At 61.3% G+C, this 21,811-nt stretch carries 15 protein-coding genes; 7 read left to right on the forward strand and 8 right to left on the reverse strand.

The genetic code is table 11. The features are described from left to right. Positions 1-3: 3 nt before the first annotated feature. Positions 4-2,553, forward strand: a complete 2,550-nt coding sequence (gene priA / locus O3303_RS10160) for a replication restart helicase PriA (protein ID WP_269558306.1) — start codon at positions 4-6, stop codon at positions 2,551-2,553. Positions 2,554-2,572: 19 nt separating this feature from the next. Here priA and O3303_RS10165 read toward each other — a convergent pair whose 3' ends face one another. Then, positions 2,573-3,178, reverse strand: coding sequence for a hypothetical protein (locus tag O3303_RS10165; protein ID WP_269558307.1), 606 nt, complete (start codon positions 3,176-3,178; stop codon positions 2,573-2,575). A gap of 153 nt (positions 3,179-3,331) precedes the next feature. After that, positions 3,332-3,922: a hypothetical protein gene (locus tag O3303_RS10170; RefSeq protein WP_269558308.1), complete on the reverse strand. Its 591-nt coding sequence runs from the start codon at positions 3,920-3,922 to the stop codon at positions 3,332-3,334. 195 nt (positions 3,923-4,117) lie between these two features. Here O3303_RS10170 and O3303_RS10175 point away from each other — a divergent pair, with 195 nt between their 5' ends. From O3303_RS10175 to O3303_RS10185, 3 genes are all read left to right on the forward strand, one after another. Then, positions 4,118-4,903 (forward strand): class I SAM-dependent methyltransferase, encoded by a 786-nt coding sequence (locus O3303_RS10175; RefSeq protein ID WP_269558309.1) that lies wholly within the window; start codon positions 4,118-4,120, stop codon positions 4,901-4,903. Positions 4,904-4,954: 51 nt separating this feature from the next. Next, the gene (locus tag O3303_RS10180) at positions 4,955-6,193 is read left to right on the forward strand and encodes an S-adenosylmethionine:tRNA ribosyltransferase-isomerase (protein WP_269558310.1); all 1,239 of its coding nucleotides are present in this window, start codon (positions 4,955-4,957) and stop codon (positions 6,191-6,193) included. 109 nt (positions 6,194-6,302) lie between these two features. Continuing rightward, entirely contained in the window at positions 6,303-6,620 is a 318-nt protein-coding gene (locus O3303_RS10185) for a hypothetical protein (RefSeq protein WP_269558311.1), read from the forward strand. Positions 6,621-6,792: 172 nt separating this feature from the next. Here O3303_RS10185 and O3303_RS10190 read toward each other — a convergent pair whose 3' ends face one another. Further along, a complete protein-coding gene (locus O3303_RS10190) occupies positions 6,793-9,351 on the reverse strand; it encodes a M14 family metallopeptidase (RefSeq protein WP_269558312.1) in 2,559 nt (852 codons plus the stop codon). A gap of 187 nt (positions 9,352-9,538) precedes the next feature. Here O3303_RS10190 and O3303_RS10195 point away from each other — a divergent pair, with 187 nt between their 5' ends. Then, complete coding sequence (locus tag O3303_RS10195; RefSeq protein ID WP_269558313.1) at positions 9,539-11,458, forward strand: CocE/NonD family hydrolase; 1,920 nt, start codon at positions 9,539-9,541, stop codon at positions 11,456-11,458. A 72-nt stretch (positions 11,459-11,530) separates the two neighbouring features. Here the strand turns inward: O3303_RS10195 and O3303_RS10200 are convergent, their stop codons facing one another. After that, entirely contained in the window at positions 11,531-11,788 is a 258-nt protein-coding gene (locus O3303_RS10200) for a hypothetical protein (protein WP_269558314.1), read from the reverse strand. Between the two features lie 208 nt (positions 11,789-11,996). Between O3303_RS10200 and O3303_RS10205 the strand changes: the two genes are divergently transcribed. After that, the gene (locus O3303_RS10205) at positions 11,997-12,464 is read left to right on the forward strand and encodes a hypothetical protein (protein ID WP_269558315.1); all 468 of its coding nucleotides are present in this window, start codon (positions 11,997-11,999) and stop codon (positions 12,462-12,464) included. Between the two features lie 96 nt (positions 12,465-12,560). Here the strand turns inward: O3303_RS10205 and O3303_RS10210 are convergent, their stop codons facing one another. Together O3303_RS10210 and O3303_RS10215 are read right to left on the reverse strand one after the other, a co-directional pair. After that, positions 12,561-13,967, reverse strand: a complete 1,407-nt coding sequence (locus O3303_RS10210) for a RagB/SusD family nutrient uptake outer membrane protein (protein WP_269558316.1) — start codon at positions 13,965-13,967, stop codon at positions 12,561-12,563. A gap of 19 nt (positions 13,968-13,986) precedes the next feature. After that, a complete protein-coding gene (locus O3303_RS10215; protein ID WP_269558317.1) occupies positions 13,987-16,959 on the reverse strand; it encodes a SusC/RagA family TonB-linked outer membrane protein in 2,973 nt (990 codons plus the stop codon). A gap of 285 nt (positions 16,960-17,244) precedes the next feature. Here O3303_RS10215 and O3303_RS10220 point away from each other — a divergent pair, with 285 nt between their 5' ends. Beyond that, positions 17,245-18,414, forward strand: a complete 1,170-nt coding sequence (locus O3303_RS10220; RefSeq protein WP_269558318.1) for a ribonuclease D — start codon at positions 17,245-17,247, stop codon at positions 18,412-18,414. Between the two features lie 166 nt (positions 18,415-18,580). Here the strand turns inward: O3303_RS10220 and aceA are convergent, their stop codons facing one another. Together aceA and aceB are read right to left on the reverse strand one after the other, a co-directional pair. Continuing rightward, entirely contained in the window at positions 18,581-19,861 is a 1,281-nt protein-coding gene (gene aceA, locus O3303_RS10225; RefSeq protein ID WP_269558319.1) for an isocitrate lyase, read from the reverse strand. A 152-nt stretch (positions 19,862-20,013) separates the two neighbouring features. Next, positions 20,014-21,645 carry a malate synthase A gene (gene aceB, locus O3303_RS10230; RefSeq protein ID WP_269558320.1) on the reverse strand — a complete coding sequence of 544 codons (1,632 nt, stop codon included), beginning with the start codon at positions 21,643-21,645 and terminating at the stop codon, positions 20,014-20,016. Between the last annotated feature and the right edge of the window lie 166 nt (positions 21,646-21,811).

Raw genomic sequence — 21,811 nt, forward strand, 5'->3', positions numbered from 1 at the left:
CCTTTGAGCCTTACGTTCGACTTTGTTCAGCCGCAGCCGGAACCGGCCGCCGACCGGGTTACGCTCTTCGCCGACGTGATTCTGCCGCTGCCGCTGCCCAAGCTCTATACCTACCGCGTGCCCTTCGAGCTGAACGACCAGGTCGTGATTGGCGGGCGCGTGATTGTGCAGTTTGGGGCCAAGCGCACCCTGAGCTGCATTGTGGCGGCCGTGCACGAAACGCCGCCCAAAGATTACCAGGCCAAGTACATCCTGGAGTTCATCGACGAAACGCCCGTCGTGACCCAGCCACAGCTCAAGCTGTTCCGCTGGATGGCCGACTATTACCTCTGTACCCTGGGCGAGGTGATAAACGCCGCGCTGCCGGCCGCCCTCAAGCTCAACTCCGAGAGCCGCGTGCAGCTGCATCCGGTGTGGCTGAACACCGACGAGGCCGACCGCTACCCGCTCAGCGAGCAGGAGCAGAAAGTGGTGGTGGCTTTGCTGGACGGCGAGGAAGGCAAGTCGATGACGTTTACGGAGGTGGGCGACGTGCTAGGCATTGCGTCCTTCCACAAGGTCATCAAGAGCCTGATGCACAAGGAAACCATCTTCCTGTTCGAGCATCTGGCCGACAAATACTCGCCGAAGGTGGTGAAGAAGGTACGGCTGGCCCACCATTACGTGGCCGAGGCGGCGCTGGAGGGCCTGTTTGCGCAGCTGGCCAGCCGCGCCAAGCAGCTGGATGTGCTGATGCGCTACCTGCAGAAGGTGCCCGTGTACCAGAACGAGCACGCCAACCACAACGGCATCGAGAAGGCCTACCTGTCGTCGGCGCCGCACCTGTCGCCGTCGGCGGTGAATACGCTCATCAAAAACGGCGTGCTGGAGCAGTTCGACGTGATTGTGTCGCGGTTTCCGCTGGACGATGCCACGGAGGCCAACATGCACTTCCGGCTGAGCGAAACCCAGCAGGCGGCCCACGACGACATCCTGGACCAATTCAACACCAAGGACATTGTGCTGCTGCACGGCGTAACGGGCGCTGGCAAAACGGAAATCTACATCGAACTGATCCGACAGGCGCTGGACGGCGGCGGGCAGGTGCTGTACCTGCTGCCCGAAATTGCCCTCACGGCCCAGATTGTGACCCGCCTAATGCGCGTGTTCGGCTCGCGGCTGGGCGTGTACCACTCCAAATTCTCCGACAACGAGCGGGTGGAAGTATGGAACGGCGTGCTTTCCGGCCGCTTCCAGGTGGTGGTGGGCGTGCGCTCGTCGGTGTTTTTGCCGTTTGACAACCTGGCGTTGCTGATTGTGGACGAAGAGCACGAAAGCAGCTACAAGCAATACGACCCCGCCCCGCGCTACAACGCCCGCGAGGTGGCTTTGATGATGGCCAACTTCCAGGGCGCCAAAACCCTGCTGGGCTCGGCCACGCCGTCGGTGGAAACCTACTACCAGACCCGCACCGGCCGCTACGGCCTCGTGAGCCTCACCAAGCGCTACGGCGAGGCCGGCCTGCCCGAAATTGAGCTGGTAGACACCCGCAAGGCCCGCGAAGCCAAAACGCTGCTCAACCACTTCACGCCCGAGCTGATGGCGGAGATGGAAAGCAAGCTGGCCCAGAAGGAACAAGTAATTCTGTTTCAGAACCGCCGCGGCTACGCGCCTTTCATCAACTGCCTGGACTGCGGCTGGATTCCGAAGTGCACCAACTGCGCCGTGAGCCTCAGCTACCACAAGCAGGCCCACGAGCTGCGCTGCCACTACTGCGGCCACCACGACCGGATGCCGGTGCAGTGCCCGGCCTGCGGCTCGCGCAACATCAAAACCGTGGGCTTCGGCACCGAGAAGATTGAGGACGACCTGAAGGTGATGCTGCCCCAGGCCAGCGTGCAGCGCATGGACCTCGACACCACCCGCGCCAAAAACTCCTACCAGCAGATCATTTCGGACTTCGAGCAGCAGGTGACGAATGTGCTGGTGGGCACCCAGATGGTGACCAAGGGCCTCGACTTCGCCAACGTGAGTCTGGTGGGCATCATCAACGCCGACAGCATCATTCACTATCCCGATTTCCGGGCGCACGAGCGGGCCTTCCAGATGTTTGTGCAGGTGAGTGGGCGCGCCGGCCGAAAGGGCAAGAAAGGCAAGGTCATCATCCAGACCGCCGACCCACAGCAGGTGATTTTCGACAAGGTGATCCGCAATGACTACCTGGAGTTCTACGAGTATGAAATCCTGCAACGGCGCGAGCATGGCTACCCGCCGTTCATGCGCATCATCCGGCTCACCGTCAAGCACATGGACCAACTACTGTGCGAGCGGGCTGCCATGCTGCTCACTGGCGAACTGGTAGAACGGCTGGGCCGCGAGGCGGTGCTGGGGCCGGAAGCGCCGTATATCTTCCGGATCCGCAACTTCTACCTGCAGGAAATCACCATCAAGCTCAGCCGCGAGCATACCGTGCTCAAAGCCGCCAAAGCCGACATCCTGGACGCCATCAACCTGATCCGCGACCAGAAAGACTACAAGCAGGCCCGCTTCGTGGCCGACGTAGACCCAATGTAGTGCCTCTTCCTAGGGGAAGCTAACGGCCGGCCGCAGCTTTGCGGGCAGCGCGGCGCCGTTCCAGTTCCTGCTGGCGCGGACTGTTTTTGCTCCTGAAGATCAGCAATGGAAGGCTAAGCAGCATAACAAGAAGGCCATATAAAAAGTAGGCCAAGAATGTCCACCCGGGTAAGGAAGTGAAAAATGGCACCAGAAACAGCACGGCGCCGAACAACAGCAGAAGCACACCCAAAGCCCGCACTACTTTTGTCAGATTACTGGTTTCCTTGATCTTATGGAGGGGAATATCTGCGGCGGGCCGGACCAAAGCAGTATCCGGCGCCACCCGAAGCGCTGCTGGCTGAACCAAGTTGGTTATCGGCTCCGTCGCCGTCGGCCGTACCGGAGGCAGATGCGCGCGGCTATACTTGGCAGGGCTGTTACTGGCAGCTATAGGCAGTTCAGCTGTCAGCTCAGGAACTGGTATGGCGGTATGTTCCGAAGCCGGTTCCAGCGGCTCGCGCGCCATACCCGCTGCCGACGAATGTGTGGCGACAGTTGGCCGAAACAGAAAAGCCTGCTGACTCTGGCAACTGCTCAACAGTAGCAAGGCGCCTAGAAGCGCGAATAAGGAATAGTCTTTCATGATAGTTCTGTTAAATACAGCGCAAGAAAGCACTATTACAGCACAGCCAGATAATCCTTCCTGCTTACAGCCGCCAACGTGCCGCCTTGCTACAAAAAAAGACCCTCCCAATGTATCGGGAGGGTCTTTTCTATTTACAAGAATCAGGGTAGCCTACGCCTGATCCAGCAGCCATAGAATAATGAAGATCAGACCGATAATGGCGATGATACCACCAATCACGCCGAAGATGCTACCGGGCAAAATCGTAATCAAAGCGCCTACCAGCAGCAGAATCAGGCCGGTACGCAGGTTGCCACTGATGGCATTGGCCTCCGCCGTTTCGCTCTTTTGCTTGAGCTGCAGCTTCGGGGCGTACTTGTCCAGCTTCTTAGCTACTTTGTTGAGAGCCACCCGCTCGGCCAGACGCAGTTTCTGCGGGGCAGCCGTAGCCGATTTAGCTACCGCGGCCGGAGCAACTACCGTAGCGGGCTTCTCGGCAGCTACCGGAGTAGCTACGGGCGCCACTACCGAAGCAGCAACCGAATTTTTTTCTTCTACCACAGCGGCCGGAGCTTCAGCTGGAGCGGGCGTTTCGGCTGCTACGACTGGCGCAGGGGCCGGCTTGGCGGTGCCGTGGTACGTGGCGTGGTACGGCGTGGTCTTGGGCAGCATGGCGTACTCGGCGCGGTTGCAGCTGCTCATACTCAGGGCAATGGCGGCAATGGCCGCCAGCTTGGGCAGATGGTTGAAGAGGTGCTTCATAGGTAGTAAGAGGGTTGGTGAAAGTGTTAAGAAAGGACTTTGTACGATACAAATCGGAACACGGTGAAAAAAAAGTGCGCTGTACAGCCGTATCAGCGCCAATTTGGGTTTAGCACGTATGGCATACCCAATGCCGCCGAACGCTTCCGCCTGCTGGAATGTTGAGCGGAACACAGTTTATTTGCACCTGTGCGTATGACTCCTTACCCCCTGTTCCAAGCAGCTGTGCTGTTTGCCCTTCTGCTTCCCACAGCCTGCACCCAAACGCCGATGGAAAGCGCTGCCGCCATAGGCGCGGAGCGCCGGCTGCAAACCGGTCCGGCGGCGGCCCCCGATACCTCTGGCTATCGGGTGGGCGCGCCGCAGGACCCCAACGGCATCGGCAAGTATTATCAAGGCCGCCAGATTGCCCACGTAATGGGCCACGAAGGCGCCGACTGGCTGGAACGCAACGACCGGCAGGAAGAAGAAGGCACCGATATTCTGCTGCGTGAGCTACAGCTAAAGCCCACCGATGTGGTAGCGGATATCGGGGCCGGCACCGGCTACTTCTCCTTTCGGATCAGCCCGCTGGTGCCCAAAGGCAAGGTATTGGCCGTGGATATTCAGCCGGAAATGATTGAGTATCTGCGCGACAACCGAACCCGCAACAAGGCCCCCAACGTGCAGCCGGTGCTCGGCACCGTGCAAAACCCCAACCTGCCGGCCGCCGGCGTGGATCTGGTGCTGATTGTGGATGCCTACCACGAGTTCGACCACCCGCGCGAAATGATGCAGTCCATTTACAAGTCGCTGCGACCGGGCGGGCGCCTGGCGCTGGTGGAATACCGCGCTGAAGACCCCAACGTGCCCATCAAGCGCATCCATAAGATGAGCGAGGCCCAGGCCCGCAAGGAAGTGGAAGCGGCCGGCCTAGAGTTTGTGGAAAACCGCCAGACGCTGCCGCAGCAGCACCTGCTGATTTTCCAGCGCAAAAAGTAAGCCCTGGCGGGAATATAGGCGCAATGGCGGCCTCGGGCTACCTTTGTGCCCATGTCCAGTTCCCTGCCCGACCCACGCCAGCTTTCCATCCACGACTACACCTACCAGCTCCCGCCCGAGCGTATCGCGCCCGAGCCCCTGGCCCAGCGCGACCAGTCGCAACTGCTGCTGAGCCGCCAGGGCGCTATTGAAGACCGCACATTTCACGAGCTGCCGGCCGTGTTGCCGGCCGATTCGCTGCTGGTCTTCAACGATACCAAAGTGGTACGGGCCCGCCTGTTCTGCCACAAGCCCACCGGCGGCCAGATCGAGCTGTTTTGCCTGGAGCCGGTAGCGCCACACCGCGCGCTGGAGCCCGCCATGCAGCAAACCGGCTCCTGCGTCTGGAAATGCCTGGTCGGGAATGGCAAGCGCTGGAAAACCGGGCCGGTTTTGCTGGAGTTTGAAGCCTTAGGTGCGCCGGCCACGCTCACGGCCGAGCGGCTGGAAGCCACCGCTGAAGGCTATTCACTGATTCAGTTCAGCTGGGAGCCGGCCGCGCTGCCGTTTGCCGAAGTGCTGCGCGGGGCCGGCCACCTGCCCCTCCCCCCCTACCTCAACCGCGACGACACCGCCGTAGATGCCGTGCGATACCAGACCGTGTACGCCGCCCATGAAGGCGCCGTAGCGGCTCCTACCGCCGGCCTGCACTTCTCCGAAGCTGTGTTGGCTGAGCTGGCCGAACGCGGCCACCAGCAGGTGCGCGTGACGCTGCATGTGGGCGCCGGCACCTTCCAGCCCGTGAAAGCCGACCGCATGGACGGCCACGCTATGCACGGCGAGCCCATCAGCGTGAGCCGGGCGGTGTTGGAGCAGTTGCTGCACCATGCCCCGCGCCCTATCATTGCGGTGGGTACCACTAGTCTGCGCACGCTGGAAAGCCTTTACTGGCTGGGCGTGCAGGCCGCCCAAGGTTTACTCCCAACCGATGCCACGCCGCACGTAGGCCAGTGGCAGCCCTACGAGCCCGGCTCCGACCTGCCCACAGCCGCCGCGCTGCACGCCCTGCTACACCACCTCGACACGCAGCAGCAGGACACGCTGCACGCCACCACGCAGCTACTCATCGCGCCCGGCTACCGATTCCGCCTTATTCAGGGATTGGTCACGAATTTTCATCAGCCCGAAAGCACCCTGCTGCTGCTGGTAGCCGCCCTGATAGGGCCGGGCTGGCGGCGCGTGTACGACCACGCCCTGGCCAGCGGCTACCGGTTCCTCAGCTACGGTGACTCCTCGCTGCTGCTGCCGTAGACAGCATTTTAGGGGCTATAAAACCCAATTCGGCAGGAGGCAGCAACCTATTTCGTGAGGCGCGTATAAGGGCTCAGGTTTACCTAAACCTCTCCTAAAATCTGAACTCATGAAAAAGATGCTCATGCTGCTCGCTGCAGCTACCTTTTCCACCGCAGCTTTCGCCCAAGGCGACAAAGTAGTTGTGCGTGATGAAGCCACCGGTGCCAAAGCCGAAACTACTGTGCGTGACAACGGTACGGTAACAACCGAAACCCGCACCGGCCGCACGGAAGCCGGCCAGAAGGCCTATAATACCAAAGAAGACGTAAAGTACGCCGGCAAAAAGACGGGCCGTACCGTAGAGAAAGGCGCTAAAAAAGCCGGCCGTGGCATCAAGAAAGGCGCCAAAGCCGTGAAAAACAAAGCTGAGGATATCGTTGACTAACTCCCGGAATCAGTCAAAAAATCTGGATTATTCCAGACGATTCGGCTGAGGTGATTATAGAAAAAAAGGGCTTGCCATCTGGCAAGCCCTTTTTTTGTGGTGTTGCAGTGGATTACTCAGCCGGCCCTCACTAAATCCGTGAAATCCGACTAATCCGCAAAAATCCGTGCTGCTATTGGCCCACGAAGAACAGGGCGTTGCCGAACAGCAGCTTACCGCCCTGCCAGAAGCCCCGGAACAGCGGGTTGTCGGCCATGTAGATAACCTGGCCGCGGCCCATGTCCTGGGCCCCGAACACGAACGTGTCGGTGAGCTTGCGGCGGGCCTGGCGGCCGGCGAAACCGGCGGCGTAGTTGTCGCGCTTGAGCACGCCCACGTTCCAGCCGCCTTCGCCGAGGAAGCGGTAGTTGAGGGTGTCGCGCACGAGGGCGAAGTAGGTGTCGCCGTAGCCGAAGGCCAGCGGGTGCGTGTTGTCGAGCTGCACGCGGTAAACGCTGCCCTGCACGCGTTGCCCGATCTGCTCGCGCTCGGCGTTGGCGTAGGGCTTGAGCAAACGGTAGGGGCTGGCTTTCTTGGTGGCGGAGCTGTCGGCGGGCTTTGTGCGCAGCAGAAAGTCCTTTTTGCCGGCCAGGAAGGCAGAAGCACCTTCCATGGCAATGAGGCGGCCGCCGCCACGCACCCACGTTTTGAGGGCTTCCAGCTGCCGCTCGTTGTAGATGTCGGAGTAGTCGCCATCGGGCAGAATCAGCACGTCGAACTTGGCTAAAGGCACCGAGCGCAGGTAGTCGGAGCCCAGCACCGTAACGGGGTAGCCGATCTGCTGCTCGAAGAAGTGCCATACCTCGCCAAACGCCGTCGACGACACGCCTTCGCCGGCCACTACGGCCACGTTGGGCCGCGCCACGTTGCGCACATAGCCCGAGCCTAAGTCGGCCCCGGAGGTCGAGAAGCCCGATTTCACGGCCTGCAGCATCACGCCCGACGAATCGGCCTGGGCGCGCACCAGCTGGTCGAATTTGGCGCCCAGCGTTTCGTTGCCGGTGCGGGTGATAACCAGCGTGCCGGGCTGGTATTTCTGCCCTTCGGCCTCGAAGGCCCGGCCCGCCACACGCACCTTCACTTTCTGCTGCAACAGGCGGCTCAGGAACCGCACGTCCTGCAGGTTGTTCCAGCGCGCCACATAGGCGTAGGGCTGGCCAGTGGCGGCCGAGTTGTTGAGCGTGGCTTTGCTGGGGGCCTTGCCGTCGGTGGCAATCCGGTCTTTGAGGGCATACGATTTCAGGCCGAACGAATACGGCAGCGCCCAGGCGGTGATGTCGTAGGTCAGGGAGTCTTCCAGGGCCGGGCGGGGCTCAAACAGCACCTTTACCAGCGTGGATTTCGGCTGAAACATGCTTACTACCACGTCCTGGGCTTCCACCTGCACGTTTTCTTCTTTGCCGGAGAAGTAGTTGAAGCCGCGCGTGCGCTGGCGGCGCGGCGCGTAGCCGTACTGAATCTGCTGGCGCTCCAGGTACTGCGTGAAAGCCTTCAGCTGGCCCGGGTCGCCGGCCCCGGCCACCACGAACGTTTTGTAGGTGCCGCGCGGCTTAGTACGGGCATCATCGAAGTACTTCTTGAACTCCCGGATCAACTCGGGCTGGCGCTCGGAAGCGGCCCGGATGGTGGCCAGGCTGGCCGCGTGGTGGTGGCTGATGCGCTGGGCCAGCGTGAGCGTGTCGCCATCGGCCTTGGCGTAGCGCACGCCGGCTCGGCCCGAGCCGCCCTGCTCGTAGGTCATGCCGATGGCGCCGTTGAACGACGGATAGGTGTCGCCGTAGCTGGGGTAGAACAGGTCGTAGGTTTCGCGGGTGAAGTACAGCCAGTTATTCTTGTCGAACACTGTGCGGTTGTAGTCACCGATAACACCCTGAAACTTGCGCTGGAAATCGGTAATATCCTCGTGGTAGGGCTTGGCGGCCGGCGAGAAGTAGTACGGGTCGTCGGGGCCCATTTCGTGAAAGTCGGCGTGCACCTGGGGCAGCCATTGGTTGTAGAGCGTGAGGCGCTGGCGGCTCTCCTGCTGGGTTTGCCAGGCCCAGTCGCGGTTCAGGTCGAAGTAGTAGTGGTTGTAGCGGCCGCCGGGCCAGGGCTCGTGGTGCTCCCAGGCGTAGGGCGAGGCATTCGGCGTCTGGGCCCGCACGCGGTTGTACCACTGCGCGTACCGCTCGTGGCCGTCGGGGTTCACGCAGGGGTCAATCAGCAGCACGGTATGCTGCAGGTACTCGCGGGTTTGCTCGTTCTGGGGGTTGGCCAGGTCATACAGCACCTGCATCACGGCCTCCGACGACACGGCCTCGTTGCCGTGGATATTGTAGCTGAGCCACACCACGGCCGGAGCTTCGGTGCGGGCGGTGCCAGACTGCAGGCCGGCTAGGCGCAGGTTGTTCTGGCGGATATCGTCGAGGCGGGCCAGGTTTTCGGGCGTCCCGACCTGCACCACTTCCAGCGGGCGGTTTTCGTAGGTACTGCCGTAGGGCTGGACGCGCATGCGGCCGGTGGAGTGGGCCGACACATGCTCTACGTAGCGCAGCAGCGTGGCGTGCGGCGTGAAGCGGGCGCCCAGCTCATAGCCCAGAAACTGGGCGGGCGTGAGCAGCGCGCCGGTTTCGGCAGAGGTGGCGGGCGTGGTCTGGGCGGTGGCCGGCAGCATGGCCGGGCCGCCCAGAAGCGCCAGCCCGCAGGCTAGCATAGCAGTAAGCCTACGGGGGAGGCGGTACACTTCTCTCATCAGGTAGCGGAAAGGATTGGAGGCGGCAAGGTAAGCAGCGGGTTACAGAAGCCGCGAATTCGCTGAAAGTCCGGATTACAACTATAAAGTTGCGCAGCCTGTGGTAGTTTGGGGTGTCTGTTAGCCGTTCCTTTTCTCTCCCCCCCCCATGACCCACTCCTACTTCCGTTCGGCGCTGCTGGCGGGAATCCTGCTGGCGGCTGCCGCCCCGGCCCGTGCCCAGCTCGTTACGCCCGCTGAAAAAGCCTATCAGGCCCAAATGATGGCCGATACGCTCTACATCCGGCAGCACTACACCAAAACGGAATACCAGATTCCGATGCGCGACGGCCGCAAGCTCTACACCATCGTGTACGCGCCCAACGACGCCGGCCAGGTAAAATACCCGATTATGCTCAACCGCACACCCTACGCGGTGGGCCCCTACGGCCCGGGCACCTACAAGAAAGTGCTGGGCCCGAGCAGCACTATGATGCGCGACGGCTACATCTTCGCCTACCAGGACGTGCGCGGCCGCTACATGTCGGAGGGCGAGTTTGTGGATATGCGGCCGGAAAAGGACACGCACAACGGCAAAAACGACATCGACGAGGGCACTGACACCTTCGACACCATTGCGTGGCTGCTGAAAAACGGACCCAAAAACAACGGCCGCGTGGGCCAGTGGGGCATCAGCTACCCCGGCTTCTACACCGCCGCCGGCCTGCTCAGCCGCCACCCGGCCCTGAAAGCCGCCTCGCCCCAGGCCCCCATTGCCGATTGGTTCTGGGACGACTTCCACCACAACGGCGCGTTTTTCCTGCCCCACGCCTTCAACTTCTACGCCAGCTTCGGGCTGCCGCGCCCCACCCCTACGCCCACCGGCAACCCCGGCTTCAAGCACGGCACCCCCGACGGCTACGACTTCTTCCTGAAGATGGGGCCGCTGAAAAACGCCGACGCGCAGTATTACAAAGGCCAGGTGGCATTCTGGAAGGATTTGATGAGCCACCCCAACTACGACCAGTTCTGGCAGGAGCGCAACCTGCGCCCGCACCTCAAAAACCTAAACAAAGGCACCGCCATCCTCACGGTAGGCGGATTCAATGATGCCGAGGACCTGTTTGGGGCCCTGGAAATCTACAAGAGCATCGAGCGGCAGAACCCCGGCCAGCGCAACGGACTCGTGATGGGGCCGTGGGTGCACGGAGGCTGGGCCCGTGGCCTAGGCGAGCTGGTCGGCAACGTCGATTACGGCCCGTCGCCGTCGCAGTACTACCAGACGGAAATAGAGGCGCCCTTCTTCAAGGCCAACCTGAAAGATGGCAAGCCCGCCGCCACGCCCGAAGCCACGGTTTTTGAAAGCGGCACCAACCGCTGGCGCACCTTCGATGCCTGGCCGCCCAAAGAGTCCAAGGAAAAGGTGCTGTACTTTCAGCCCAGCGGCATGATTTCGTTTGAGAAGCCTGCCAGCGGCGCCGAGTTCGACCAGTACCTGAGCGACCCGACCCACCCGGTACCTTCCAACGAAAACATGGCCACCGGCATGACCCGGGAGTACATGACCGACGACCAGCGCTTCGCCTCGCGCCGCCCCGACGTGCTGACCTACCAGACCGACGTACTGACCGAGGACATGACGCTGGCCGGCCCCATCCAGGCCCTGCTGCAGGTGGCCACCACCGGCACCGACGCCGACTGGGTGGTGAAAATTATCGACGTGTACCCGAACGATACGCCCGACAACCCGCGCCTGCTGCCCAACGTGCGCCTCGGCGGCTACCAGCAGATGGTGCGCTCCGAGGTGATGCGCGGCCGCTTCCGCAACAGCTTCGAGAAGCCCGAGGCCTTCGTGCCAGGCCAAGTGACGGCCGTGCCCTTCACGGTGCAGGACCTGTGCCACACCTTCCGCAAGGGCCACCGCCTGATGGTGCAAGTGCAAAGCACCTGGTTCCCGATGGTGGACCGCAACCCGCAGAACTTCGTGCCCAACATCTTTGAGGCCGATGCCAAGGACTTCCAGACGGCCACGCACCGCCTTTACCACTCGCCGCAGCACGCTTCGCAGCTCACCCTAAAAGTGCTGTAGGCCAGCTGTAGGCCATAAGAAAAAAGCTCCTCAGCCAGTGCTGAGGAGCTTTTTTCTTATGGTAGCCGGACGCTAGAAGCGGGCCACGTTGTTGTAGTCGAAGCTCTCTTCCAGCTCCTTTTCCTCCAGCTCATACAGCACCACTTCCGCTACGCCGCGGCCAAACAGGCTTACGCCGGCATTCAGTACGCCAAGCGCCACGGTGCCCGCCAGCACCCAATCGCTGCCGTGCTCTTTTTTCTGACCGGCCCATTGCACCAGGCAGGCCCCACAGCCAATAAGTGCCAGCCCGGCCGGGGCAAACAGCAGCCATTTTTTCTTGTGCGTCATCGGGAAAAGGAAGTTAGCGGGAGGGAATTTTATGGGACAATGAAGGTAAGCACGAAAGCGCTGGAAAAACCGTGCCGACGTGCTTTATTTCCAATCGTACCTTTGCCGCGCAGGGTTACAGAATCTCCTGTCTGGTTTCCTGCTTTTTATTCCCAGTACCCGCCAGCGGCCTTATTCAGGGCGTTGGCGCCACTCCTGCCCTGCTCCTATGTCTGCATTCGAAGAGTTACTCCACGCAGCGTTTCGCCGCGCGCCCAATCCGGCCCACTTCCTCACGCCTGCCACCCTTGCGGCCTACACCGAGCTGCAGCAGGCCCCGGCCCGCGACCTGTCGTTTCGGTTTGAGCGGGTGCGGCTGGCTACGGCCATGAGCATCCTGCAGCTACTCGCCGACCTCGGCGACAACGACGACAGCCGCAAAGTGGTAGACGCCCTGCTCCGCGCCCTGCAGGCCCGCTCCATCGCCGAAATCGACAATGTGATGCACAAGGAAGCCAAAGCCTTCGAGCGCCTCTATACCAACCTCTACGTCAACGACGAGGGCGAGCTGCTGCTGAACCTGTTCGAGCGCACCCTCGATGCCGACTCCCAGGCCCTGATGGACGACGTCATCCGGGAAGCTACTGAGCTGGCCGGCACCCTGGATTTTGAGCGCGACGAAGACGACTACGAATAAGCGCGTCGACTGGACCTTGAACAGCCGGTTGATTGACAAAAAAAGCCGCTCCACGAATGTGGGGCGGCTTTTTAATGCGCTTAAGCCTAGGTCGGGCTAGTAGCCGGGATTCTGTACCAGGTTCGGGTTCAGGTCGGTTTCGCGCTTTGGAATCGGCAGCACCAGGATGTTGCTGGTGATGGGAACAACAACTGGCGGCGTGGTAGCCGTCACGATGTTGGTGCCGGTGCGCTTCAGATCATGCAGGCGGAAACCTTCAAACGCCAGTTCCAGCTGCCGCTCCCGCAGAATGGTGTTCAGCGTGAGCGTGGCGGCCGTCAGCGGCGTAGCGCCCGACCGGGCCCGGACGCGGTTGACATCAGCCAGCGCCGTAACGGCATCACCCGCCCGAAAAGCCGTTTCGGCCCGGATCAGGTACATCTCCGCTAAGCGAATGATCGGAATGTTCTGGCCGAAAGCCGTGTACTTGCCGGAGCGCAGCTGGCCGGCCGGGCGGTTGGTGCCTGTGCCCACATAGATGAGCTGCGAGCGGCCGCGTGCGTCGGTCTCTTCATACTGACTGGCAAAAGCGGTCAGCACCTGAATATCGCCGCGGCCCTGCTGGCCGATGTTGGAAAACAACGTGGCCAGACCTTCGTTGGCCGTACCGGCGTTGTTCTGGTCGTTTTGCTGAATTTCCAGCAGTGTTTCCGACGTGTTACGACCCGTGAAAACCGACTGCAACGTAGGGGACAAGGTTTTGCCGCTGCCGGTAATCACGTCGTTGGCCTGCGTGCGGGCGGCGGCGAAGTTGCCTTGCTGCAGGTACACGCGCGCCAGCAGCGCCTTGGCCGTAAACTGGGAAGCATACGTGCCGTTGTTGGCGGGCAGCAGCGTAGCGGCCTGCGTCAGATCGGCAATTATCTGGGTGTAAACGGCCTCTACCGAAGCGCGTGAGCCCAGCACCGAGGCCTCCTGAATGGTTTTAACCGGCACCAAGCTGATCGGAACGCCCGGCTGCGAGTTGTTGGCGCCTGCCACATACTGGTTGGCGTACAGGCGTACCAGCTCGAAGTACATGATGGCCCGGATGAAGCGGGCTTCGCCTTCGTAGCGCGACTTCAGGCTGGGCGTAGCCACCACCGGCAGCGCGTCGATGATCAGGTTGCTCTGGTTGATGGACTGATAGGCCGACTGCCAGATCTGCGCGGCCGTGGCGTTGTCGGAGTTGGTGAGGCGGCGGGCCAGCTGCCGGAAGTTGGCAAACGTTCCCTGGAAGTTGATGTAGCCGTCGGCAGCCATCAGTTCCGGCGTCAGGATCAGGTTGGTACCGTACAGGTTAGAACCGCCAATGGTGGCGTACAGGCCCACCACAGCACTGGTTACGTTGGCCTCCGTCGACAGTGCCGTGCTGGCATCAATCGACTGGAAGGGTTCAATGTCAAGCTTCTTGTCGCACGAGCCCAGGCCCAGCGTCAGGCCCAACGCGGCGAGGGCGGCCGACCGAAAAAATATCGTTTTCATGGAAAGTGTCAGTTAGAAATTAGAAGCCCACGTTGATGCCAACCAGAAAGGTTTTAGCCAGCGGCGGGGTATAGAAGTCGTGGCCAACCAAGTAGTTAGCCAAACCGAAGGCCGCCGTGTTCACTTCTGGGTCGTAGCCATCGTAGTTGGTGATGGTGAACAGGTTCTGGGCCGACACGTAAATCCGGGCCGACTGCAGGTAGCCTCGCTTGGCCAGCGTCTGCGGAATGTTGTAGCCCAGCGTTACGTTTTTCACGCGTAGGAACGAGCCTTTGGTCACCCAACGCGACGACTGCACCGTGCCGTTGGCCGCGTAGAGTCGGGCCTGTGGTACGTTGGTAATGTCGCCGGGCTGCTGCCAGCGTTTCAGCTGGTCAATCGTCTGGTTATCGAAATAGTCACCGTTGGCCGATTGGTAGATACCGGCGGCATTATAGATGTCGTTGCCGTACACAAACTGGCCCAGCACGCTCAGGTCGATGCCTTTCCAGGAGAAGCTGTTCGTGATACCGCCCGTGTACTTCGGCGTCGGGTTGCCGACCACCTGCAGCGCCGCTTCCGAGGCCACGTTGGTGGTAGCGCCATCGGCTTTGTAGTACAGCGCATCGCCGTTCTCAGGATCTACGCCGGCATACTTACGGCCGTAGAACACACCAATCGGCTCACCCTCACGCACGCTGCCCAGGTACTGGCTCTGGATCGGTGCCGCCAGGGAAGTGATTTCGTTGCGGTTGAACGAGATGTTGAAGTTGGTGATCCACTTGAACTCCTTGTCGAAGTTGCGGGTGTTCAGGGAGATTTCGAGGCCGCGGTTACGCAGTTCCCCTACGTTTTCCGTCACGCTGGAATAACCGTTGCTGAAAGCCAGCGGGCGGCTGAGCAGCAGGTCAGAGGTTTTCTTGTTATACACGTCGATTTCACCCGAAATGCGGTTGTCAAGGAAACCGAATTCCAGACCCAGGTCAGCCTGGGCAGTGCTTTCCCAGGTCAGGTCGGGGTTGCCTACCACGGTGCTCGGGCGGATACCCGCCTGGTCGGCGTAGGGCACGGCGCCAAATAGGCCGCGGGCGGCAAAGTTGCCAATCTCGGCGTTACCCGTCAGGCCGTAGCTGGCCCGCAGCTTCAGCAGATTAATGATAGAGTTTTCTTTCAGGAAGCTTTCCTCCGAAATAACCCAGCCAACGGAACCGGCCCCGAACGTACCGTACGGGTTGTTGGTACCGAAGCGCGAGGAACCGTCGCGGCGCACGCTACCCGACAGCAGGTATTTGCCCTGATAGGCGTAGTTGAGGCGGCCGAAGTACGACACGAACGAGAAGCCTTCTGCCGACGACGACGAACCTGCCGTTTTGATGGCAGCACTGGCTACTTTCGTGAACTGGTCGTTGGGGAAGCCACGGCCTTCGGCCGAAGTGCGCTTCGTGTCCGAACGCTGGAACGAGAAGCCCACCAGCGCTTCCACGTTGTGGTCTTCGTTGAGCGTTTTGTTGTAGACCGCCGTGTTGTTGGTGGTGTAGTTGATAACCTGCACCTGGTTGCTGTAGCCGTAGCCGGTGTTGCCACCGTCCTGGGTACCAGCCGCGCGGTACAGTTCCTCATTGAGGTTCAGGAAGTCGGCACCTGCTTCCGTGCGCAGCGTCAGGTCCTTGATGGGCTGGTACGACAGGTTGAAGTTGCTGAACGAGCGGTATGTACCGGCGCGGTTGGAGCCGCGGTCCAGATCAATCAGGTTGTTGTAGTACAGCGTGTTCTGGTTCAGCAGGCCGGTAGTGGCGTCAAACTTAGGCTGAATCGGCGGCAGTGCGTTCAGCTGAACGGGGTTGGAGAAGGCGTTGTCGTTGGGCGTCCGGTCGTTCACCGAGCGGGTCAACGACAGGTTCAGCCCCACGCGCAGCTTCTCCGTGATGGAGTGGTCGAGGTTGACGCGGGCGCTGCCACGACGGTAGCGGTTACCGATGATGATACCCGTCTGGTCGTTGTAAGTGGTGCTGATGTAGAAGCGCGTCTTGGCATCTCCACCACTCACGTTCAGGTCGTACTGGGACACCTTGCCCTTGCGGAACGCCTCATCCGACCATTTCTGGTCGGTAGTGGAGTTGAAATCCAAGCCGTTGCCCTCAAACTCCTCCTGCGGGTCGTAGCCTTCGTTGGTGGCTGCTTCCGAAAACAGCTCCTTGTACTGCGCGGCGTTCAGGAACTCGCGGCGCTTGGTGGTTTCGCTGGTGCCCACGTAGTAGCCCAGGTTCACCCGCGACTGACCGGCCCGGCCCTGCTTGGTCGTTACCAGCACTACCCCGTTGGAAGCGCGCGAACCGTAGATTGCCGCCGAAGCCGCGTCTTTCAGAATCGTAATCGATTCGATATCGTTCGGGTTCAGGTCGGCCAGCGGGTTCAGTGGCTCTGTATCTGAGCCCACGTCCTGCGACGTCACCGGAATACCGTCAATCACATACAGCGGCTGGTTGGACGCCGTCACCGACGATGAGCCCCGTACCCGGATCTGCACCCCGGAGCCCAGTTTGCCGGAACCCTGGTTGATGGTCACGCCCGGCGTGCGGCCCTGGATGGCCTGCTCGAAGCTTACCGTCGGCACGTTTTCCACGTCCTTGCTAGTCAGCTGCGTCACGGAGCCGGTTACCTCCGACTTGGCCTGCGAGCCATAACCGATAACCACGGCTTCGCTGAGCGCCACCGCGTCTTCGCGCAGCGTAACGGCCAGCGTCGACTGATTGCCTACCGCAAGGGTCTGGCTGGTGAAGCCGATAGAGCTGACGACCAGCGTGGCACCTGGCTGCACGTTCAGCGAGAATGTGCCGTCATTGGCAGTGCTAGTCCCGTTGGAGGTGCCGCGTTCCAGCACCGTCACGCCGGGCAGGCCGGTGCCGTCGGCACCCGTGATGCGGCCGGTTACGGCCCGCGTCTGCGCCATAGCCGGCACCGACGTGGCCGCTGCAACGGCGCACAGTATAGGAATGAGTGAAGTTTGTTTCATACTACTTGACTATGACAAGAGCCTATTAGAGTGAAAAATATCCGGCAAGACCGCCAGACGGAAAAACAAAGGAAATTCGGGCACATACGGCCTCTGTTCAGATGCCTAAAGCCCCAAATTTGCACGCAAAATCATCATATATTTCTTAACATGCTACTTACTGACCTTAACCTGCCTTTAATAGCCGGTTGGGTTTGCGTGTAGCGACTAGCTACCTTTACCGGAGTTGGCCCGGCCAGTACCCGGCGGCCGGCGTTGTCTGCCGCTCTCTTCCCTTGTTTGCGAATGTCTGCCATTCAATACCTTACCACTGCTGCAGAAGTGCAGCAAGCCGCCCTGGCACTCAGCACGGCCCCCCGCATTGCCATCGACCTGGAGTTTGATGACATGCGCCACCGCTACGGCCGCAATCTGGCGCTGATTCAGATTTTTGACGGGCAGTCCATGCTGCTCATCGACCCGCTGCCGCTCACCAACCCGGCCCACGACCTGGAGCCGCTCTGGGCCATTCTGCGCGACCCGGCCGTGGAAAAGGTGTTCCACTCCTGTAAGTCGGATATTCTGCTGCTCGATGAGTTGTACGGTGTGCATGTGCGCAACATCACCGACACCAGCGTGCAGTACACACTGCTGGCCGAAGCTGACAACAATATTTCGCTGGGCCGCCTGATTCAGTCTGAACTGGGGCTGGAGGTGGACAAGGGCGAGCAGAAATCCAACTGGCTGAAGCGCCCACTCACGGAAGCCCAGAAACTGTACGCCGCCAACGACGTGCTCTACCTGTTTGAGCTGGCCGACCGCCTGCGCGACAAGCTGGCCGCCCTGGGCCGCCTGCACTGGGCCGACGAGGAAAACGCTGCCCTGGAAGAAGTACGCTACACCCGCGACGAGCGCCCTTACCTGCGCGTAGCCGGCAAATACCGCATCATGCCCCAGGAAATGCCCCTGTTCCGCGACCTGTATATGCTCCGCGACCAAGTGGCCCGCCAGCTCGACCGGCCGCCCTACATGGTGTTTGCCAACGAGCGCCTGCCAGAGCTGGTGCGCGACACGCCCCGCAGCCTCAACGACTGGAAAAACGCCCGCGGCCTGCACCCCGAGCTGAAGCGCACCCCGTATCTGGAGCAGCTAACGGCTCTCTCGCCCGACAATTTCGTGGCCGTGCCGGAACCGGCCGTGGCGGGCGAGCAGCGCCGCTTCCCGTTCCGCCGCCGCCTCAGCGGCGAGAAGGCCAACCGCGCTGATGCCCGCGAGCAGCTGCTGCTCCAGCTCAAAAACCACATCACCACCGACCTGAACGGCTACGTGGCCAACCTCGTGCTGTCCAACCGCCTCGTGGCCGACATCATCGAGCTGGGCGCCGACCAAGTGCTGCGCCCTTGGCAGAAAACCATCCTGCAGGAAACCACCCAGCGCCACGGCCTGGAGTATAGCCAGATAGCCGAGCCGTTTTAATCGCGGATTAGCATGGATTTTAGCGGATTTCACGGATTTTGTGGACTGCGCAAGCTTGCGTTATCAACAGAGCCAACAGAAAGAGGCTTGCCGATTGGCAAGCCTCTTTCTTTTCAACCAGCGGCAATCATCCACGAAATCCGTGAAATCCGTGCTAATCCGCGTTCTAGAATTGCGCTTCCTCGGTGCTACCGACTAAAGCGGCGGTGCTGGTGAGGTTGCTGGTTACTACGTTCTGCACGGCGTCGAAATAGCCGGTGCCCACGAAGCTCTGGTGCTTCACGGCCTTGAAACCGTGCTTCTGCAGCGCAAACTCGCGCTCCTGCAGCTCCGAGTAGCCGGCCATGCCCCGGGCTTTGTAGGCCAGCGCCAGTTCGAACATGCTGGTGTTGAGGGCGTGGAAGCCAGCCAGCGTGATGAACTGGAACTTGTAGCCCATGGCCGCCAGCTCCTCGCGGTAGGTTTCCATCTGCTCCACGCTGAGCTTGGCGGCCCAGTTGAACGAGGGCGAGCAGTTGTAAGCCAGCAGCTTGCCGGGGAACTGCGCATGAATGGCATCGGCGAACTGGCGGGCCTGATCCAGGTCGGGGTGGGAGGTTTCCATCCAGATCAGGTCGGCGTAGGGGGCGTAGGCTAGGCCGCGGGCAATGCCGGCTTCCACGCCGCAGCGCACCCGGTAGAAGCCCTCGGAGGTACGCTCGGCTTCCTGCAGAATGAACGGCAGGTCGCGCGGGTCTACGTCGGCCGTGAGCAGGTCGGCGGCATCGGCATCGGTGCGGGCCACTACTAGCGTGGGCGTGCCCTGCACGTCGGCGGCGAGGCGGGCCGCTACCAGCTTGTTGATGGCCTCCTGGGTGGGCACGAGCACCTTGCCGCCCAAGTGCCCGCACTTCTTCGCCGACGACAGCTGATCCTCGAAATGCACGCCGGCGGCCCCGGCCTCAATCATCATCTTCATCAGCTCAAAGGCGTTGAGGTTGCCCCCGAAACCCGCCTCGGCATCGGCTATAATCGGCACCATCCAGTGCACGTCGCCCTCGCCCGATACGCTCTGAATCTGGTCGGCGCGGAGCAGGGCGTTGTTGATGCGCTTCACCACGGCCGGCACGCTGTCAGCGGGGTATAGGCTCTGATCGGGGTACATCTGGCCGGCGCCGTTGGCATCAGCAGCCACCTGCCAGCCCGAGAGGTAAATGGCGTTGAGGCCGGCCTGCACTTCCTGCACGGCCTGGTTGCCGGTGAGGGCGCCGAGGCCGGCTACGTACTGCTCGGTGTGCAGCAGGTGCCAGAGCCGCTCGGCACCCTGGCGGGCCAGCGAGTACTCAATCTGCACTGAGCCCTGCAGCTTCACTACTTCCTCGGCGGTGTATGGCCGCTCAATTCCTTTCCAGCGCGGATTTGTGGCCCAGTCCTGCTTGATAGCGGCAATGCGTTCCTGCTTGTTCATGGTAGTTGGAATGAAAGTGTGAAAGTGAAGGCAAAAGGGTAGCCGGCCGGCTCGCGGAGCGGCTTTTTTTGGGTCAGGAAGTGTCAGGTTTGGGGTGTGGAGCAGCTGTGGTACCACGAAGCCCTTCGGGCAATTCGTGGTACCACTCCGTTCTATTTCAGCTGCTCGTAGGCCGCTACGGTCAGGAACTCGATGAATTTCTCGCTCATCACCAGCTTATCGAACAGGCGGGCAGCTTCGATGTAACGGCCGGCGGCGTAGCGCTCCTCCCCTACTAAAGCCTCAATTTTATTTAGCTGGCCCGGCACCAGGCTGCGGTAGAGCTCCACCGTGAGCGGACGGCCATCGGCGAGTACGGTGCCGGGCGTGTGCAGCCACTGCCACACCTGCGCCCGGCTGATTTCGGCGGTGGCGGCGTCTTCCATCAGGTTGTAGATGGGCACGCAGCCGTTGCCGCCCAGCCAGGATTCCAGATACTGCACCGCCACGTCGATGTTGAGCTTGACGCCGTCCTCGGTGATCTGGCCCGCGGGAGCCCGCACCAAATCCTCGGCCGTTACTACCAAGTCCTCGCGCTTGTTGGCAATCTGGTTGGGCTCGGGCATCAGCTCGTCGAACACGGCCAGCGCTACCGGCACGAGGCCGGGGTGCGCCACCCAGGTGCCGTCGTGGCCATTGCGGGCCTCGCGCACCTTGTCCAGCCGGACTTTTTCCAAGGCGGCTTCGTTGGCTTCGGGGTTGTTTTTGATGGGAATCTGGGCGGCCATGCCCCCGATGGCGTGCACGCCGCGGCGGTGGCATGTCTGGATGACGAGCTGCGAGTAGGCGGCCATAAACGGCACGGCCATATTCACGTCGGCGCGGTTTGGCAGGCGGAATTCCGGCTTCAGGCCCAGACGTTTGATATAGCTGAAAATGTAGTCCCAGCGGCCGCAGTTGAGGCCGGCGCTGTGCTCGCGCAGCTCATACAGAATTTCATTCAGCTCGAAGGCGGCCGGCAGCGTCTCGATCAGCACCGTGGCCTTGATGGTGCATTTGTGCTGCTTCAGCGACCATTGCGCAAACCCGAACACGTCGTTCCAGAGGCGGGCCTCCAGGTGGCTCTCGATTTTGGGCAGGTAGAAATACGGGGCCGTGCCGCGGGCGCACAGCTCGTGGGCGTTGTGGAAGTAGTAGAGGCCGAAATCGAAGAGCGAAGCGCTGACCGGCTCGCCATCCACGAGCATGTGCTTTTCTAGCAGGTGCCAGCCGCGGGGCCGCACCATCAGCACGGCGGTTTTCTCATTGAGGGTGTACTCTTTGGTGGGCGTGCTCAGCGAGATGGTGCGGCGCACGGCGTCGCGCAGGTTGCGCTGGCCTTCCACCACGTTGGCCCAGGTGGGCGAGTTGGAATCCTCCAGATCAGCCATGAACACCTTGGCCCCCGAATTCAGGGCGTTGATGATCATCTTCCGCTCTACCGGCCCCGTGATTTCCACCCGGCGGTCCTGCAGATCGGCCGGAATGGGCGCCACGGTCCAGGGCTTCTCACGAATGATGCGGGTTTCGGGCAGGAAATCGGGCAGCTGACCGGCCTCGAATGCCTGCTGCCGCTCCTCGCGACGCTTGAGCAACGCCTGCCGCGTGTGGTCGAAGCGGCGGTGCAGCTCGGCCACGAAGGCCAGCGCCGAGGGCGTCAGGATTTCCGCGAATTCCGGCGAATACACCCCGGTAATTTTCACGCGCTCCGGCGTCAGGAAGGTGGGAGCAGCTACGGCAGGTTCGAGGTCGGCGAAGGGCGACATAGGGAATCGGTTGAGTGTGAGAACAATCGGGGCCCTACGCTGAGGACATTACAAACGTAGCTCAGCGAATTTTATCAAACAAGCGAATTTTCGCTAATTTTTATAACCCATTGAATTTGCGTTGATTTGCGCGGTTCCTGATGCCGCACTACCGCATTTTGCGGCG

Origin of the sequence: Hymenobacter canadensis (genome assembly GCF_027359925.1) — a bacterium.
Lineage (GTDB): Bacteria > Bacteroidota > Bacteroidia > Cytophagales > Hymenobacteraceae > Hymenobacter > Hymenobacter canadensis.